At 71.3% G+C, this 17810-nt stretch carries 10 protein-coding genes; 3 read left to right on the top strand and 7 right to left on the bottom strand.

Features of this window, described 5'->3' with window-relative positions; translation table 11 throughout:
• Positions 1-21 precede the first annotated feature (21 nt).
• Positions 22-345: a hypothetical protein gene (locus ACZ45E_RS14430; protein ID WP_468220542.1), complete on the bottom strand. Its 324-nt coding sequence runs from the start codon at positions 343-345 to the stop codon at positions 22-24.
• 163 nt (positions 346-508) lie between these two features.
• Complete coding sequence (locus ACZ45E_RS14425) at positions 509-2725, bottom strand: ATP-dependent DNA helicase UvrD2 (RefSeq protein ID WP_468220540.1); 2217 nt, start codon at positions 2723-2725, stop codon at positions 509-511.
• A 163-nt stretch (positions 2726-2888) separates the two neighbouring features.
• Between ACZ45E_RS14425 and ACZ45E_RS14420 the strand changes: the two genes are divergently transcribed.
• The gene (locus tag ACZ45E_RS14420) at positions 2889-3131 is read left to right on the top strand and encodes a mycoredoxin (protein WP_324771166.1); all 243 of its coding nucleotides are present in this window, start codon (positions 2889-2891) and stop codon (positions 3129-3131) included.
• A 9-nt stretch (positions 3132-3140) separates the two neighbouring features.
• On the opposite strand, the gene nudC is transcribed toward ACZ45E_RS14420, so the two are convergent.
• The 5 genes from nudC to ACZ45E_RS14395 form a co-directional block, all read right to left on the bottom strand.
• Positions 3141-4100: an NAD(+) diphosphatase gene (gene nudC, locus ACZ45E_RS14415; protein WP_468220538.1), complete on the bottom strand. Its 960-nt coding sequence runs from the start codon at positions 4098-4100 to the stop codon at positions 3141-3143.
• Between the two features lie 82 nt (positions 4101-4182).
• Positions 4183-5595: a dipeptidase gene (locus ACZ45E_RS14410; RefSeq protein WP_468220536.1), complete on the bottom strand. Its 1413-nt coding sequence runs from the start codon at positions 5593-5595 to the stop codon at positions 4183-4185.
• 10 nt (positions 5596-5605) lie between these two features.
• Positions 5606-9190, bottom strand: a complete 3585-nt coding sequence (locus tag ACZ45E_RS14405) for a UvrD-helicase domain-containing protein (protein ID WP_468220533.1) — start codon at positions 9188-9190, stop codon at positions 5606-5608.
• A 63-nt stretch (positions 9191-9253) separates the two neighbouring features.
• Positions 9254-12556, bottom strand: coding sequence for an ATP-dependent helicase (locus tag ACZ45E_RS14400; protein WP_468220531.1), 3303 nt, complete (start codon positions 12554-12556; stop codon positions 9254-9256).
• 279 nt (positions 12557-12835) lie between these two features.
• On the bottom strand, positions 12836-13201 hold the full coding sequence (locus ACZ45E_RS14395) for an MGMT family protein (protein WP_468220530.1): 366 nt from the start codon (positions 13199-13201) through the stop codon (positions 12836-12838).
• A gap of 140 nt (positions 13202-13341) precedes the next feature.
• On the opposite strand from ACZ45E_RS14395, the gene ACZ45E_RS14390 reads away from it, so the two are divergent.
• A complete protein-coding gene (locus ACZ45E_RS14390) occupies positions 13342-16110 on the top strand; it encodes a lysylphosphatidylglycerol synthase transmembrane domain-containing protein (protein ID WP_468220527.1) in 2769 nt (922 codons plus the stop codon).
• 101 nt (positions 16111-16211) lie between these two features.
• Positions 16212-17756 carry an alpha/beta hydrolase gene (locus ACZ45E_RS14385; protein WP_468220525.1) on the top strand — a complete coding sequence of 515 codons (1545 nt, stop codon included), beginning with the start codon at positions 16212-16214 and terminating at the stop codon, positions 17754-17756.
• The last annotated feature ends 54 nt before the right edge of the window (positions 17757-17810 follow it).

Raw genomic sequence — 17810 nt, 5'->3', positions numbered from 1 at the left:
AGGCGCCGGCCTGATCGTCGATCAGGCTGGATCACTCCAGGGTTCGAGCCCACGGAAGGCCCACATCGTGTGATGCTGCGTCGTCTGCTTCCGGAATCCGGCACCGGCCGCGGCTGCGGCATAGGTCTGAGCCTGTGCCGTCGCTACTGCTTCCGGTGCCTTGGTCGGTCGCTCATTGCCCTCGCGAATGGGAAGACCCGCGAGAGACAGGACGGACTCCGGACGCATGGCGCTGACGCCAGACAGACCGGTGCCCAGGTTCGAGAAGCCGAGCAGGCAGGAAGCGACGACCGAGTGATCGGTCGTTTTGACGGTGCTGCGGGAGCTGGTGGTGATGCTGATCACTGGAATCGCCTCCTCTCGGCGTCTTGGGGACCGGCGCGAACCGGTCCGACGACTTGTAAGTACAGCACGGAACCAGGGCCTTCGAGAAGGCCGCTGCTTTCGTGCTTAAGAACCTATGGGGATTGCTGGGGCATGCGCAAACTATTTTTGCGACGAGTTCGCATCAGCCTTCCCCGTCAGCCTCATCGGGCTCCTCACCCAGCATCTGACCTGCGCAAATAGCCAGCACATCGGATCCGTGGGCGCGAAACTTCCGCACACCGACGCCCGGGATACGGGACAGCTCGCCCTCGTCCTCCGGTGCTGCCTCGGCGATCGCGATCAAGGTCTTGTCGGTGAAGACGCAGAACGGTGGCTGGCCGAGGCCGGCCGCCGTACGGGCGCGCCACTCGATGAGCCGCTCGTACAGCCCCTCGTCCATGTCGGAAGGACAGTCCTCGCAGCGCATCAGCTTCATCTCGACCGCCTCGAGTGTGCGCCCGCACATGCGGCAGCGCGCCACCTTTCTGGCGCCTCTGCGACGGGCCACGCTCAGCGGCGCGGCGGCGTCCGGCCGTGTTCCGTGCTCGACGCCGCCGCGGCCCGGGACCGCGCTCCGCCCGGCCGAGCCGGTGGAGCCCGGTCGCAGGCCGTCGAGGAAACGGCTCGGTCTGCGGTTGGGGCGCCCGCCGGGCGAGCGGGACAGCGCCCAGGACAGACCCAGGTGGTAGCGGGCTCGGGTCACGCCGACGTACAGCAGCCGGCGCTCCTCCTCGATCTGCTCGTCGGTCTTGGCGTACGTGATCGGCATCATGCCCTCGGCGAGACCGACCAGGAAGACGACGTCCCATTCGAGGCCCTTCGCCGCGTGCAGCGAGGCGAGCGTGACGCCTTCCACGGTCGGGGCATGCTGCGCGTTCGTCCGCGCGTCCAGCTCGGCCACGAAGTCGGACAGGGTGGCCGCGGGCTCGGCCCGCGCGCAGTCCTCGGCCAGCCGGGCGAGGGCCGCGAGGGATTCCCAGCGGTCCCGGACGGCGCCCGAGCCCGCGGGGGGTTCTGTCGTCCAACCCTCGCCGGACAGGACCGCCCTGACCTGGGAGGGCAGATCGACGGCCTCGTCGAGCTCCGCGTCGTTCTTCCCGAAGCGGGCTGCCGCGCGCAGCGAACGGCTTGCCTTGCGCACCTCGTCACGCTCGAAGAACCGCTCCGCCCCGCGCAGCTGGTAGGGGACTCCGGCATCGGCCAGTGCCTGTTCGTAGATGCCCGACTGGCTGTTCGTCCGGAACAGGATCGCGATCTCGCCCGCGGAGATGCCGGAGGCGATCAGCTCGTGGATGCGCCGTGCCGTTCCCTCGGCCTCGGCGGGCTCGTCGACGTACTCGGCGTAGACCGGCTCGGGTCCGGCCTCCCGCTGCGAGATCAGCTCCAGACGGTGCTCGGCGGCCCGGCCCCTGGCTCTGGCGAGGACCCCGTTGGCGAGGTGGACGACCTGCGGCGACGAGCGGTAGTCACGGACGAGTTTGACGACGGTGGCCCCGGGGTGGCGGGTGCGGAAGTTGAGCAGGTGGTCGGGGGTGGCCCCGGTGAAGGAGTAGATCGTCTGGCTGGCGTCGCCGACGACGCAGAGGTTGTCGCGGTCGCCGAGCCACAGGTCGAGCAGTCGCTGCTGGAGGGGGCTGACGTCCTGGTACTCGTCGACGACGAAGTGCTGGTACTGGGCCCTGATCTGGTCGGCGATGTCGTGCCGGTCCTGGAGGATGCCGACGGTCAGCAGCAGGACGTCCTCGAAGTCGATGACGGAGCGGTCCCGCTTCAGCGCCTCGTAGTGGGCGTAGATCTGGGCGATCTCGGCCGGGTGCCGGACGGTTTCCCGCCCGGACTTGTGCGCTGCGGCCACGTAGTCCGAAGGGACGGTCTGGGTGACCTTGGACCACTCGATCTCCGCGGTCACGTCCCGCAGCTCACCGCGGTCGAGGCGCAGTCGGCAGGCAGTCGCGGCGTCGGAGACGAGCTGGATCTTGCGGTCGACGAGCCGGGGCAGCTCACCGCCGACTGCTTTCGGCCAGAAGAACTGGAGCTGACGCAGGGCCGCCGAGTGGAAGGTACGGGCCTGGACGCCGCCCGCGCCGAGCTGTCGGAGCCGGCCGCGCATCTCGCCCGCGGCGCGGTTGGTGAAGGTGACGGCGAGCACGCTGGCGGGCTGGAGGATCCCGGCGCGGACGCCGTACGCGATGCGGTGGGTGAGCGCGCGCGTCTTGCCCGTGCCCGCGCCCGCGAGCACGCACACCGGACCGTGCAGGGCCGTCGCCACGGCGCGCTGCTCGGGGTCGAGCCCGTCGAGTACCGCGTCGGCCGATTCCGGGACCTGCGGGAACAGGGTGGAGTGCGTTGCTGCTGTCACCCCGCCATGCTGCCAGGTCGGCGGGGGCTGGTGCGTCGCGTTGTCCACAGGCGACCTGTGTTAGTCGTACCGGCCGCGGCCGACGTGCGGGAATGGGCGCCGCGCCCCATACGTTCGACTCATTGCGAACACGCATCCCCAGCCACGAAGGAGCGCGAGGAACATGCCGGGCACTGTGACGATGTACAGCACCACCTGGTGCGGCTACTGCCAGCGACTGAAGAAGCAGATGGCGCGCGAGGGCATCGAGTACACCGAGATCAACATCGAGCAGGACCCGGCTTCCGCGGCGTTCGTCGAGAAGGCGAACGGCGGGAACCAGACGGTCCCGACCGTTCTCTTCGACGACGGCTCGACGCTCACCAACCCCTCGTTGGCGCAGGTCAAGCAGAAGATCGGCGTCTGAGCGCGTTTCTCACAGCGCGTCGTTGGGCTTCGGCAGGGGCTTGCCGTACCAGAGCTCGATCAAGCGGGCCGCAATCGAGATCCCGTAGGGAGGCATGACCTCCCCGGTCTCGAAGGCGGCCCGCAGGTCTTCGCGGGAGAACCAGCGCGCCTCGTGGATCTCGTCCCCGTCGACGTTGATCTCCGTCGAGGTGGCGTGCGCCATGAAGCCGAGCATCAGGCTGGAGGGGAAGGGCCAGGGCTGGCTGGCGACGTACTCGACCTCGCCGACCAGAACGCCCGCCTCCTCGAAGACCTCGCGGCGCACCGACTGCTCGATGGACTCACCGGGCTCCACGAAGCCCGCGAGCGTCGAGAAGCGGCCTTCCGGCCAGTGCACCTGGCGGCCCAGCAGGATGCGGTCCTGCTCGTCCATGACAGCCATGATCACTGCCGGGTCGGTGCGCGGGTAGTGCTCGGCGCCACAGGCCTGGCAGCGTCGGATGTGGCCCGCGGCGGCGATGACGGTGCGCTCGCCGCAGCGGGAGCAGAAGCGGTGCAGTCGCTGCCAGTTCTCCAGGGCGACGGCGTGCACCATGAGGCCGGCGTCCCGCTGCGAGAGCAGGAGACCCGCCTCGCGCAGCCCGGCGGGGCGCGCGGACTGGTCCATGCGCCCGGGGAGCGTGTCCTTCTGGAGGGCGAAGTAGCTCACGCCTTCCTCGTCCGTGCCCAGGAAGTAGCGGTGGGCCTCGGTGAGGGGCGCTTCGAAGGACGGCGTCATGACCAGTTCCGTCGCGCCGTCCGGTGTCTCGTCGATGAGCACCTGGCCGCCGGAGACCACGAAGACGCGGGTCGTGGGGTGGCTCCACGCGGCGGCGAGCCATGCCTCGTCGAGGCGATGGTGCGCGGCACGGTCGATTCCGCTCGGCGCGGCGAGCGAGAGCGGCCGGTTGGCGGCGTGGTCGGCGGTGCGGTCGGTCCAGGTGGTCACAGGTGCTTCCAACTCCCCCGGTGGAAAGGGTGGTTCGACGGGCGGTTCAGCAGGATGTACGGCGGGAGGGGGCGGGACTTGTTCACTGTGCGTCCGTCCAGTTCTCCGCGAGGTCGCCCCACAGGTAGGCGGTGGTTTCGACGCCCTTCATGAGGAGGTCGAGCTCGACCTTCTCGTTCGGGGCGTGCCAGCCGTCGGAGGGGACGGAGATGCCCAGGAAGAGCACAGGTGCCTCCAGGACGTCCTGGAGGTCGGCGGCCGGTCCCGAGCCGCCTTCGCGCGTGAAGCGGATCTTCTGCTCGAAGGCGCGGCCCATCGCGCGCACGACGGACTGGAGCGCCGGGTGGTCGAGCGGCGTGAGGCACGGCCGGGTGGCGGCGCCGAAGGTGATCGTATGGCTGATCCCCGCGGGCAGCTGCTCCGCGACCCAGGCGGTGACGGCCTTCTCGATGTGGTCGGGGTCCTGCCCGGCGACCAGCCGGAAGGACAGTTTGAGTCGCGCGGAGGACGGCACGATCGTCTTGCCGCCCGGGCCCTGGTATCCGCCACCGATGCCGTTGACCTCGGCGGTGGACCGGGCCCAGATGCGCTCCAGAGTGCTGTGTCCCGCCTCTCCGTACGTGGCGTGGGACTTGGCCGTGCGCAGCCACTGCGCCTCGTCGAAGGGCAACTCCGCGAAGAGTGCGCGCTCCCGGTCCGTGAGTTCGATGATGCCGTCGTAGAAGCCGGGCACAGCCACGCGCGCGTGCTCGTCGTGCAAGGCGGCGACGAGGCGGGCGGCGGCGGTCGCCGGGTTCGGGACGGCGCCGCCGAACGAGCCGGAGTGAATGTCCTGATCGGGTCCGCGCAGCTCGATCTCGCAGTCGGCGAGGCCGCGCATCCCCGTGCACACGGTGGGGGTCTCCTCGGACCACATGCCGGTGTCGGAGACGATCACGGCGTCCGCGGCGAGGCGCTGCTTCCGGTCCTCCACGAGCGCGCGGAAGTGCGGTGAGCCCGACTCCTCCTCGCCTTCGATCAACAGCTTGAGGTTGACGGCGGGGGCGGTGCGTCCTGTCACGGCGAGGTGGGCGCGCACTCCGAGTGTGTGGAAGAACACCTGCCCCTTGTCGTCGGCCGCTCCGCGCGCGTGGAGCCGGTTTCCGATGACGACGGGCTCGAAGGGCTCGGTGTCCCAGCCGTCCTCGCGGGCGGCGGGCTGTACGTCGTGGTGTCCGTAGACGAGGACCGTGGGGGCCTGCGGGTCGCCGGAGGGCCACTCCGCGAAGACGGCGGGAGCGCCGGGCGTCTGCCACACCTCGGTGGTGGGGAAGCCGGTCGCGGCCAGCTGTGCGGCGAGCCAGTCGGCGCTGCGCCGCACGTCGGGCGCGTGGGCGGGCTGGGCGGACACGGAGGGGATCCGCAGCCACGCGGTGAGGTCGTCGAGGAACGCCGCACGGTGGTCCTCGATGTACGCGCGGACGGTGCTGACGGCGCTGTCAACGGGCTTGCTCATGCTCACGAGCCTAGTCCCCCACCGGAGCGTGCTCGTCCGGCGGCTCCTCCGCGGAGTCGCCCGGGACCTGCGGCTCCTCGGTGAGGAGCCTCTCCAGCTCGGCACGGCCGGGCAGCCGCCGCGGGCGGACCGTCTCCCCGCTGCGTACGTACACGAAGGCGGCGCTCACCGCCTCCGGGGGGACGCCCTGCTGCTCGGCCCAGGCGAGCCGGTAGACGGCGAGCTGGAGCGGGTCGCCGCTCTGCTGGTGGCCGGTCTTCCAGTCGACGATCTCGTACGCCACCTCGTCGCCGTCCCCCATTTTGTAGACGGCGTCGATGCGACCGCGCACGACGCGGCCCGCGACGGCCAGCTGGAAGGGCAGCTCGATCCTGTAGGGGGTGCGGTGCGCGTACGGGGTGCGCTCGAAGGCTTCCTTGAGCGCCTCCAGGTCCTGCTCGTCGGCGATCTCCGCGTCGCTGCCCGGCAGCTCCTCCGGGTCGATCATGGGCAATCGCAGTTCTTCGAAGCGGGATTCGACCCAGGCGTGGAAGCGGGTGCCCCGGCGCGCCGCAGGCTGGGGCGGGCGTGGCATGGGGCGGGCCAGCTCCTGGGCGAGGCCGTCGGGGTCGGCGGCCAGGCGCAGTACCTGGGACGCGGTCAGCGAGTGCGGCACGGGCACGTCGCGCACCCCGGCGCGGGCGCGCAGCAGCTCGCCGGTGAGGGCGTCGAGGTCGCGGTCCCAGGAGTCGATGGTGCGGGCCTCCTCCGCGGTGAGCACCGTCTCGGGGGCGGGCGCGGGGTGCGGGACGGCGGGCGCCGTCTGCGTGCCCTGCGGCTCCGGCACGCGCGCGTGGGACAGCGGCTCGGGCTCCGGCGCGGGGTGCGGCAGCGCGGGGCGCTCGGTGGGCAGGTCCTCCCAGTCACCCGGGAGGTCGCTCCCGAACTCCTCGTCCTCGACGGCACCGTGATCCGGAAGGGCCTCGTACGCCCCGTACGGCTCGTCGGGAAGGTCGTCGTCGGGCGGGGGCGGCCAGTCGGGGTCCTCGAAAGGCTGCTCACGATGGGCGGCGGGGTGGGTCTGCGTGTGCGCGCGGGCCTCCGCGGGATGCGCGGCGCGCTCCAGGTGGGCGAGGACCGTGTCGGCAGCCGCGCGGCGGCGGGCCATGGACGTCTCGTCGAGCGGCAGGGGCCAGGCGTGCTCGGCCGCAGCCTCCTGAAGGGCCGGGTTCTCCTCGTCCTCCGCCGGCTCGTCCGCCCAGACCTCGATCTCGCCGTGGCCGGCAGCGCAGTGCTCGTACAGCGCCTGAAGGAAGTCGGACGGTCCGCGTCGCTTCTTCTGGGAAGGGCCCCACCAATGGCCGGAGCCCAGCAGCAGCGTGCGGGGGCGGGTGAACGTGACGTAGCCCAGACGCAGTTCCTCGGTGTGCTGGTGGTCCTTCATGTCGGCGTGGAAGGCCTTCATGCTCTTGGCGTCCCACGCCTCGATGTCGGGCAGGATCGCGGCGTCGCCGCGCAGCTCGTGCGGCAGGGCCTTGCCCTGGGCCGTCCACTTCTCGCGTCCCTGGGCGCTCGGGAACGTGCCGTTGACGAGTCCGGGCACGGCGACGACGTCCCACTCGAGGCCCTTGGACTTGTGGGCGGTGAGCACCTTCACGGTGTTCTCGCCGCCCGGGAGCGCGTTGTCGAGGCCCTTCTCGTACTGGGCCGCGGTGCGCAGGAAGCCGAGGAAGGCGAGCAGGGACGCGGAACTCTCGTTGGCCGCGAAGGAGGCGGCTATGTCGAGGAAGTTGGAGAGCGTCTCGCGGCGCCGGGCCGCCAGCGCATGCGGGGACGCGGAGAGTTCGACCTCCAGCCCGGTGACGGCCAGCACACGGTGCAGGACGTCCATGAGCGGGTCGGACAGTGAGCGGCGCAGGTCGCGCAGTTCGGCGGCGAGCCGGGCGAAACGCACGCGCGCGTCCGGCGAGAAGGGCAGCCCGTCGTCGTCCCCGTCGGCCTCCGCCGAGGTCTCCAGGAAGGTGTCGAGCGCGTCCGCGAGCGATATCACCTCGGCCGGGTCGACGCCTTCGACGGCCTCGGCCAGGCGGCGGTCCGGGTCGTCCTCGTCGCCGCCGCGCGCGTGGGCGACCAGGAGGCGGGCCCGGCGTCCCAGAAGGGCGAGGTCACGCGCGCCGATACGCCACCTGGGGCCGGTCAGCAGCCGCACCAGAGAGGCATTGGCCCCGGGGTCCTGGAGCACCTCGCAGACAGCGACGAGGTCGGCGACCTCGGGAAGGTGCAGCAGCCCTGACAGGCCGACCACTTCGACCGGGATGTCGCGGGCGACGAGGGCCCCCTGGATCTCGGCGAAGTCGGTCGCGGTGCGGCACAGGACGGCGATCTCGCCGGGCGCCTTCCCCGTGGCGACGAGGTGACCGATGGAGTCCGCGAGCCAGTCGATCTCCTCGCTGTGGGTCTTCAGAAGGGCACATCGCACGATGCCGTCCCGCTCGGCTCCCGGGGCGGGCCGCAGGGCCTCCACGCCCGCGTGCATCGCGCGCAGCGGCTCCGCCATCCCGTTGGCCAGGTCGAGGAGGCGGCCGCCACTGCGCCGGTTCTCGCTGAGCGCGAAGCGGGTGGCCGGGCGGCCGTCTGCGTACGCGAAGTGGCGCGGGAAGTCGTCGAGGTTGGCGACCGATGCGCCGCGCCATCCGTAGATCGCCTGGCAGGGGTCGCCCACGGCCGTCACGGCGTGCCCGGTCTCTCCGCCGAACAGGCCCGCCAGCAGGATCCGCTGGGCCACCGAGGTGTCCTGGTACTCGTCGAGCAGGACGACGCGGAACTCGTCCCGCAGGATCTCGCCGACCTCGGGCCGGGTGTCGGCCAGCGTGGCCGACAGGGCGATCTGGTCGCCGAAGTCCAGGACGTCGCGGGCCCGCTTGGCCTCCCTGTAGCGGCCCACGAGTTCCGTGAGCTCCAGTCGGGCGGCGGCGGCTTCGGGGACCTTGCGCAGATCCGCGTTGCTGAGCTTGACGCCTTCGAGGGAGCGCTGCAGGTCACGGTCGTACGCGCGCAGTCGCGCCGGTGGTACGAGGTGCTCGGCCAGCTCCGCGTCGAGGGCGAGCAGATCGCTGACCAGGTCGGCGAAGGAGCGGGTGAGGGCGGGGTACGGGCCGGGCGCCTCGCGCAGCACGCGCGCGGCGAGCTGGAAGCGGGTGGCGTCGGCGAGCAGCCGCGTCGTGGGTTCGAGACCGATGCGCAGCCCGTGGTCGGTCAGGAGCCGGCCGGCGAAGGCGTGGTACGTGGAGATCACGGGCTCGCCGGGCGGATTGTCCGGGTCGATGCTGTCGGGGTCGGTGACGCCCGCTCTGACGAGAGCCTTGCGGACGCGCTCGGCCAGCTCACCCGCGGCCTTGTTGGTGAACGTGAGGCCGAGGACCTGCTCGGGCGCGACCTGCCCGGTGCCCACGAGCCAGACCACGCGTGCGGCCATCACCGTCGTCTTGCCGGAACCGGCTCCGGCCACGATCACCTGCGGGGCGGGCGGCGCGATGATGCAGGCCGTCTGCTCCGGGGTGAACGGGATGCCCAGCAGCTCCTTGAGCTGCTCGGGGTCGGTGAGGCGTGTGGTCACCTCACCGAGGCTAACCGGCACCACTGACAGCGCCGGCCCGTTCCGGCTCGGCGGAGGCGCACGTCACTCCACGACGTGGTGCCCCTCGGGTCGCGCGCTGCACGAGGCGCGGAAGGCGCAGTGCGTGCAGTGCTGGCCCGTGGTCGGTGCGAAGCGCTCGTCGAGGACCTTGCCCGCGGCCGTGGCGAGGAGGTCGCCGACCCACTCCCCTTCGAGGGGTTCCTGCGCCTGCACCTTGGGGAAGGTCTCGCCGCCGTCCTTCTTGGGGGCTCCTTGGCGCAGCTGGACCAGCTCGGCGCCGCCCGGGTGGGGCCGTGCGCCGTCGAAGGGCTCGTCCACGGCGCCCTCGCGCACGGCCAGCTGATAGACAGCGAGCTGCGGGTGGCGGGCCACGTCGGCCGCGCTGGGAGCCTGCTTGCCGGTCTTGAAGTCGACCACATAGGCGCGGCCTTCGGTGTCGCGCTCGACGCGGTCCATGGAGCCGCGGATGCGGACTTCGTAGGAGCCTGCTTCGAGGGTCACGTCGAAGGCGTGCTCGCTGGCGACGGGGGTGCGGCCGGTGCGGTCCGTGACGTGCCACTGAAGGAAGCGTTCGAGCGCCACGCGCGCGTGCTCCTTCTCCTGCGCCGACTTCCAGGGCGCGTCGAAGGCGAGGGCGTCCCACACGGAGTCGAGACGCTCCATGAGGACGGCGAGATCGGCCGGGGTGCGCCCGGACGCGACCTCGTCGGCCAGGACGTGCACGACGTTGCCGAACCCCTGGGCCGCGGTGGCGGGGGCGTCGGCCTTCACCTCACGGCCCAGGAACCATTGCAGCGCACATGTGTTGGCGAGCTGGTCGAGGGCGCTTCCCGAGAGCACGACGGGCTTGTCGCGGTCCCGCAGCGGGATCTTGCTCTCCGTGGTCTCGTACATGCCCCACCAGCGGTAGGGGTGGGCGGACGGTACGAGCGGCCTGCCGTCGTCGTCGCCGAGTGCGGCGAGGCGGGCCAGGCGCCGGGCCGCGGCCTCTCGCAGGGCGTCGGAGACACGGGGGTCGACCGTGGTGGCCCGCAGCTCCGCTACGAGAGCCGCCACGGCCAGCGGACGACGCGGCCGGCCGGTGATGTCCTTGGGCTCGATGCCGAGTTCGGTGAGGAACCGCGACGGCTGGTCGCCGTCGTCCGCCGGAGCCTTCACCGCGGTGACGACGAGCCGCTCCCGCGCGCGCGTGGCGGCCACGTAGAACAGGCGTCGCTCCTCGGCCAGCAGCGCGCCGGGGGTGAGCGGCTCGGCGAGGCCGTCGCGTCCGATGCGGTCGGCTTCCAGGAGGGAGCCCCGGCGGCGGAGATCCGGCCACAAGCCTTCCTGCACACCGGCGACGACGACCACGCGCCACTCCAGGCCCTTGGAGCGGTGCGCGGTCATCAGACGCACGGCGTCGGGGCGTACGGCCCGCCCGGCGAGGGTGTCGGCGGCGATGTCCTGTGCTTCCAGTTCCTCGAGGAAGTTGCGGGCACCGCGGCCTCCGGTGCGCTCCTCCGCGCGGGAGGCGATGGCGAACAGGGCGCACACCGCGTCCAGGTCACGGTCCGCGTTGCGGCCTGCCGCGCCACCGCGCCGGGCGGCGCGCTCCAGGCGCTGCGGCCACGGGGTGCCGTTCCACAGCTCCCAGAGGGCTTCCTCCGCGGTGCCTCCGTCGGCGAGCTTCTGACGGGTGGTCGCCAGGAGGGCGCCGAGACGCTGTGCACCGCGCGCGTAGGCGGGATCGTGCAGGGCGAGACGCTCGGGCTCGGCGAGGGCGCGGGCGAGCAGTTCGTCGGAGGGCGGGGGCAGATGGTTGCCCGCGGTGCGCTCCTCCTCGCGCAGGGCGCGTCCGAGGCGGCGCAGGTCGGCGGCGTCCATGCCGGCCAGTGGTGAGGTCAGAAGGGTGAGAGCCGTCTCCGTGTCGAAGCGGGACGCGGCCTCGGTGTTGTCGTCCGCGTCCCCCTCCACGGGGCTCTGCGCCACCGCTTTCAGGGCGGTGAGCAGCGGCGCGACGGCGGGCTCGTGGCGCAGGGGCAGGTCGTCGCCGTCGATGTCCAGGGGGACGCCTGCCGCCGTGAGCGCGCGGCGCACCGCCGGGATGCTGCGGGCGCCCGCACGCAGCAGGACGGCCATGTCGCTCCATGGGACCCCGTCCTCCAGGTGGGCCCGGCGCAGGATGTCCGCGACGTTGTCGAGCTCGGCGCCGGACGTCGGGTACGTGTAGACCTCGGCCCGGCCTCCGTCACGGGTGGGCGTGAGCGCGCGGTGGGCCCGTACCTTCTCGGCGGGCAGGCGGGTGAGGGGCATCCGCTGGGTGACACGGCGCGTGGCTTCCAGGAGGTCGCTTCCGGAGCGCCGCGACGTGGTGAGGACCTCGACCGGCGCGGGCGTGCCGCCCGCGCGCGGGAAGTCGTGCGGGAAGTCCAGGATGCCGTTCACATCGGCGCCGCGGAACGTGTAGATCGACTGGTCCGGGTCGCCGAACGCGACCAGGGTGCGGCCGCCGCCCGCCAGCGCGTGCAACAGCCGGACCTGCGCCGGGTCGGTGTCCTGGTACTCGTCGACGAACACGGCGTCGTACTGCGCGGCGAGCTGGTCGGCGATCTCCTGACGGTGGGCGAGGAGCACGGCACGGTGCACCAGTTCCGCGTAGTCGAGCACGCCCTGCATGTCGAGGACGTCCAGGTACTCGGCGAGGAACGTGGCGGCCGCGCGCCAGTCGGGGCGCCCGATGCGGCGGGCGAAGGCATCCAGGGCGGCAGGGCCCAGGCCCAGCTCGCGGCTGCGGGCGAGGACCGCGCGCACCTCGTCGGCGAAGCCCCTCGTGGTGAGGCAGGCACGCAGCTCGTCGGGCCAGCGCACATGCGCGAGCCCGGCCTGTTCCAGGTCGATCTGGCCGGCGAGCAGCTCGCGTACGGCGACGTCCTGCTCGGGGCCCGACAGAAGGCGGAGGGGCTCCACGAAGAGTTCCGCGTCCTGGTGCGCGCGGACCAGCGCGTAACAGTACGAGTGGAAAGTCGTCGCCTGCGGGGTGCGCGCGGCTCCTATGCGCAGCGCCATGCGGTCACGCAGTTCGACGGCGGCCTTGCGGCTGAAGGTGAGCACAAGGATGCGCTCGGGTGCGGTGCCCTTGGCGATGCGTGCCGCCACCGCTTCCACCAGGGTCGTCGTCTTGCCCGTCCCCGGGCCGGCCAGGACGAGCAGCGGGCCGTGGGTGTGGTCAACCACCGCGCGCTGGGCTGCGTCCAGACGAGGAGGGGCCGCGGGAACCGCCGGGGTGCGCACCAGCCGATACGCACCCGGGATCGCCTGTCGAACCTGGTGGTGCGACAGGGGCCGGGTGGACGAAGAGGAGCTCACGTGGATCGCTGGTCCTGGTGGGTGTGCAGGTGAGGGAGGTGCCGTCCGCGTGCAGCGGCGGCCAGGGGGGTGAAGGAGGTGTCTGTCATCGACGGTGCCGACGACGCTACGCCGTCGAGTGTGGCGGAAGCCGAGCTTCCGGCGCCTCCCTCACGTCCCTCCCGGCCCAGGTGTGCCCAGTCTCACGACCGGGCACAGCCGTGGCGAACCGCCCCGAGCACGCCTTTTCCCTCGTACGGATCACCAGTGCCTCACCCGCGCGCGGGATGGCCGAAGCTGTCAATTGTGAGCTTCCGTACACGCCCGGCCGTCCCATCGCGCCCGCTTCATGTCCAGGCGCGGCAGGTGGCCCTCGGAGGCGCGGGAGGCGTCGCGCAGCGGCGTGCTCTCCTCCCTGTAGTGAGCCAGCGCACTCAGCTCGTGCCCCGGGAGCAGCGATCCGTCCGCCCGCACCACGCGCCACCACGGCACGGCGCCCCCGTAGAGGGACATCACACGTCCCACTTGGCGCGGCCCGCCCGTCTCCAGCCACTCGGCGACGTCCCCGTAGGTCAGGACCCGACCGGCCGGGATCAGCTCGGCGACCTCGAGGACGCGCTCGGCGTACTCCGGCAGTTCACCTGCCCGCTCACTCTCCTCGCTCATCCGGCCCATCCTGCCGCACGGCACCGACAACACCGCGAGACCGGCGAGAATGCGCCTGCCGACAACTTCGCGTTCCTCGAATGCACCCTGATACCCCCCTATGGCGATGGGACATGCCACCATCGTGCGGGCGGTGACTGGTGATACGAGATCAAGAAGAGACGACGGAGCAGCAGAGCGTGCACCCCGACAAGGCGGAGGGCACCTCTGTGACACCGGCGCGCCCTGAGAAAGCGGCCGGGCAGGCCGCCGAGACGAAGCACGAGCAGCCTCTGCACGATCCCGACTGTGTCGACGCGGACATGCACGCGGAGCGCGTCGAGGGTGACGAACCGTTGCTCCCCGCGCGCGTGCACCGCCCCTCCGACCTGATGCGCCTGCTCGTCGGCGTGCTCGCGATCGCCGTCCTGCTGGCCATCGCCGCGTTCGCGCACGCCACGACCTCGGGCTTCGCCCAGGACATCAACAAGGGCACCGGGCAGGCTCCTGACCTGCTGACCAAGTTCGCGGGTCTCGCCTCCAGCATCGCCATCCTGCTCGTACCGGTCGCGTTCGCCATCGAGCGGCTCATCAAGCGCGACGGACTGCGGATCGCCGACGGCGTGCTCGCGGCGGTCCTCGCACATGGGGTGACGCTCGCGACCGATCTCTGGGTCGCCAAGGCCGCGCCGCAGTCCATCCAGGACGCGCTCACCAAGGTGTCGCCCGGCGACATCCACGCGCTCACCGACCCGGTGCACGGCTACCTGGCGCCCGTCATCGCCTACATGACAGCTGTCGGTATGTCCCGGCGACCACGATGGCGCGTCGTGCTGTGGGTGGTGCTGCTGCTCGACGCGTTCGCGATGCTGGTCACCGGTTACACCACACCGTTCTCGATCATCCTGACGATCCTCATCGGATGGACCGTCGCCTACGGGACGCTCTACGCGGTCGGCTCGCCCAATGTGCGGCCCACAGGGCAGACGCTCCTCGCCGGCCTGCGGCACGTCGGTTTCCACCCCGTCAGCGCCTCCCGGGAAGAGGCCCATGAGGGCGCCACGGAGAACGGTGACAGAGGGCGGCGCTACTTCGTCACCCTGGAGGACGGTCCACCGCTGGACGTCACCGTCGTCGACCGTGAACAACAGGCACAAGGTTTCTTCTACCGCGTATGGCGACGTCTGACGCTGCGCGGCATCACCCAGCGCCGTAGCCTCCAGTCGCTGCGCCAGGCCCTGGAGCAGGAGGCCCTGCTCGCCTACGCGGCGATCTCCGCCGGGGCGAACGCGCCGAAGCTGATCGCCACCTCCGAGCTGGGCCCCGACGCCGTGATCCTCGTGTACGAGCACCTCGGCGGCCGGACCCTGGACTCACTGCCCGACGGAGAGATCACCGACGGGCTGCTGCGCGACACCTGGCACCAGGTACAGGCACTGCAGTCCCGGAGGATCGCGCACCGGCGGCTGGCCGGCGACGCCCTTCTGGTGGATCGTTCCGGCACGGTGATCCTCACGGATCTGCGCGGCGGCGAGATCGCCGCGAGCGACCTGGTCCTGCGCATGGACATCGCCCAGATGCTCACCACGCTGGGCCTGCGGGTCGGCGCCGAGCGGGCAGTGGCCTCCGCCGTCGGTGTCCTCGGCCCCGACGCCGTCGCGGACTGTCTGCCGCTGCTCCAGCCCATCGCGCTCACCCGCTCCACCAGGGCGACGCTGCGCAAGCTCGGACGTGAGCGTGCCCAGCGCGAGCGCGAGGCCGTCCTGGAGGCTTCCAGCAAGGCCAAGCAGGCGCGGCTGGAAGAGATCGCCGAGGTCGACAGCGACGGCAAGAAGTCCGTACGCGCCGAGAAGAAGTCCGAGAAGGCCGAGCGGCAGGCCGAGAAGCGCGCCCTGGACGTGGCCCTGGAGGAGGCGCGCGAGGAGGACCTGCTCACCCAGATCCGCCACCAGGTGCTCCGCATCCGCCCCCAGGCACCCGTCGAACCGGCCCGCCTGGAGCGCATCCGGCCCCGCACACTGATCAGTTTCATCGCGGGAGCGATCGGCGCCTACTTCCTGTTGTCGCAGCTCACCCACATCGACTTCGCCGCGATCGTCGGCGAGGCCGAGTGGGGCTGGGTCGGCCTCGCGGTGCTGTTCTCCGCACTCAGCTACGTAGCCGCGGCGATGAGCCTGCTGGGCTTCGTACCCGAGCGTGTGCCCTTCACGCGGACCGTCTCCGCACAGGTCGCCGGGTCGTTCGTGAAGATCGTGGCCCCGGCGGCGGTCGGCGGCGTGGCGCTCAACACCCGTTTCCTGCAGCGCGCGGGCGTCCGCCCCGGGCTCGCGGTCGCCAGTGTCGGTGCCTCGCAGTTGTTCGGCATGGGCAGCCACATCCTGTTGCTGCTGACGTTCGGTTACCTGACAGGGACCGAGAAAACGCCCTCCTTGTCGCCGTCCCGCACCGTCATCGCCGGTCTGCTGACCGTCGCCGTGCTCGTCCTTGTCATGACGTCGATCCCCTTCCTGCGGAAGTTCGTCGTCACGCGCGTGCGGTCACTGTTCGCCGGTGTCGTACCGCGCATGCTCGATGTGCTCCAGCGCCCCCGGAAGCTGCTCACCGGCATCGGCGGCATGTTGCTGCTGACGGCCTGCTTCGTGATGTGCCTGGACGCCTCGATCCGAGCTTTCGGCGACAACACGACGAGCCTGAGTCTGGCCAGCGTCGCCGTGGTCTTCCTGGCCGGTAACGCGCTGGGGTCCGCCGCGCCGACCCCCGGTGGAGTGGGCGCCGTCGAGGCGACACTGACAGTGGGCCTGATCGCGGTCGGCCTGCCCAAGGAAGTAGCCGCTCCGGCAGTGCTGCTGTACCGCCTGCTCACCTTGTGGCTGCCCGTGCTGCCCGGTTGGCTGTTCTTCAACCACCTCACGCGCAAGGGCGCCCTGTAGGCACCGCGGCCCGCCGCTGCTGGACAAGGCCGCCTGAACCGACCTCACCCGCACAGCCCGCACCCCGAGCGCCCCGCACGAGGCCGCCGCAGGATGGACGCATGCCCACCCCGCCCCGGTCCCGCGCCGCAGCCCTGGCCGTCACCGCCGTTCTGCTGTTCACCTCGCTCACGGCCTGCGGCGCGTCCAAGGACAGCGTGGATCTGCCCTCCCAGACGCTGAACTGGAAGGACTGCCCCGCACCGGCGGAATCGGAGGGCGGCGGTGACGCGCCGTCCCCGCTGCCCGGGGGCGCCGCATGGCAGTGCGCCACCATGAAGGCGCCCCTCGACTGGTCCGACGCCAAGGGTCGGACGATCGACCTGGCGCTGATCCGCGCGAAGGCGAGCGGTGACAAGGACCGGCGCATCGGCTCGCTCGTTTTCAACTTCGGCGGCCCGGGCGGCTCGGGCGTCACCAGCCTGCCCGCGTTCGGCGCCGACTACGCGCGCCTGCGCACCCGCTACGACCTCGTCAGCTTCGATCCGCGCGGAGTGGGCCGCAGCGCCGGCGTCCGGTGCGAGGACGACGAGCAGCTCGACGAATACTTCCAACAGGACTCGACACCCGACGACGCGGCAGAACAGAAGAAGCTCACCTCCGCCGTCAAGTCGTTCAACGGCGCCTGCGAGGAGAACTCCGGCAAGACACTCCCCCATGTCCGCACCACCGACGCCGCCCGCGACATGGACCTGATGCGCCACGTCCTGGGCGACGACAAGCTGCACTACTTCGGCATCTCCTACGGCACCGAACTCGGCGGTGTCTACGCTCACTTGTTCCCCAAGAAGGTGGGTCGTGCCGTGTTCGACGGTGTGGTCGACCCCACGCAGAACCCGGAGCAGAGCTCACTCGGCCAGGCCGAAGGGTTCCAGCTCGCCCTCGACAACTACGCGAAGGACTGCACCTCCAAAGCCGAGGGCTGTCCGGTCGGCGACACTCCGCAGGACGTCAAGGACAAGATCGCCAAGCTGCTCGACGAGCTCGACGAGAAGCCGATCCCGGGCGTCTTCCCGCGCGACCTCACACAGACGGCCGCGACCAACGGGATCGCCCAGTCCCTGTACTCACAGGACTTCTGGCAGTACCTCACCGAGGGTCTCCAGCAGGCGTACGACGGCGACGGCAAGGTCCTCATGCTGCTGTCCGACTCGATGAACGGGCGCAACGAGGACGGCAGGTACAGCAACACCCAGGCCGCCAACATCGCCATCAACTGCGCCGACGCCAAGCCGCGTTACTCGGCGAGGGACATCGAGGCGAAGCTGCCGGAGTTCCGTGCCGCGTCCCCCTTGTTCGGCGACTACCTGGCCTGGGGCATGCTCGGCTGCACCGGCTGGGCCGTCGACGGCGCCGCGGACCATCCGGACGTCAGCGCTCCCGGCGCCCCGCCGATCCTCGTCGTCGGCAACACCGGCGACCCCGCGACCCCGTACGAGGGCGCGCGGAAGATGGTGGGCGCGCTGGGCGACGGCGTCGGTGTCGAGCTGACGTACAAGGGGCAGGGGCACGGCGCGTACGACAGCGACAGCACGTGTGTGCAGAACGCTGTGAACAGCTACCTTCTCGACGGACGGACCCCGAAAGAGGGAACGGTTTGTTCGTGATCTCGGAGTTGTCCACAGGCCGGAACGGATATCGGCACCTCCTCCTACGATGGC

The sequence above is a fragment of the Streptomyces sp. NPDC030991 genome (assembly GCF_055571235.1).
Note: the sequence above shows the minus strand (reverse complement) of the source record. Positions and strands in the feature narration are given on the sequence as shown.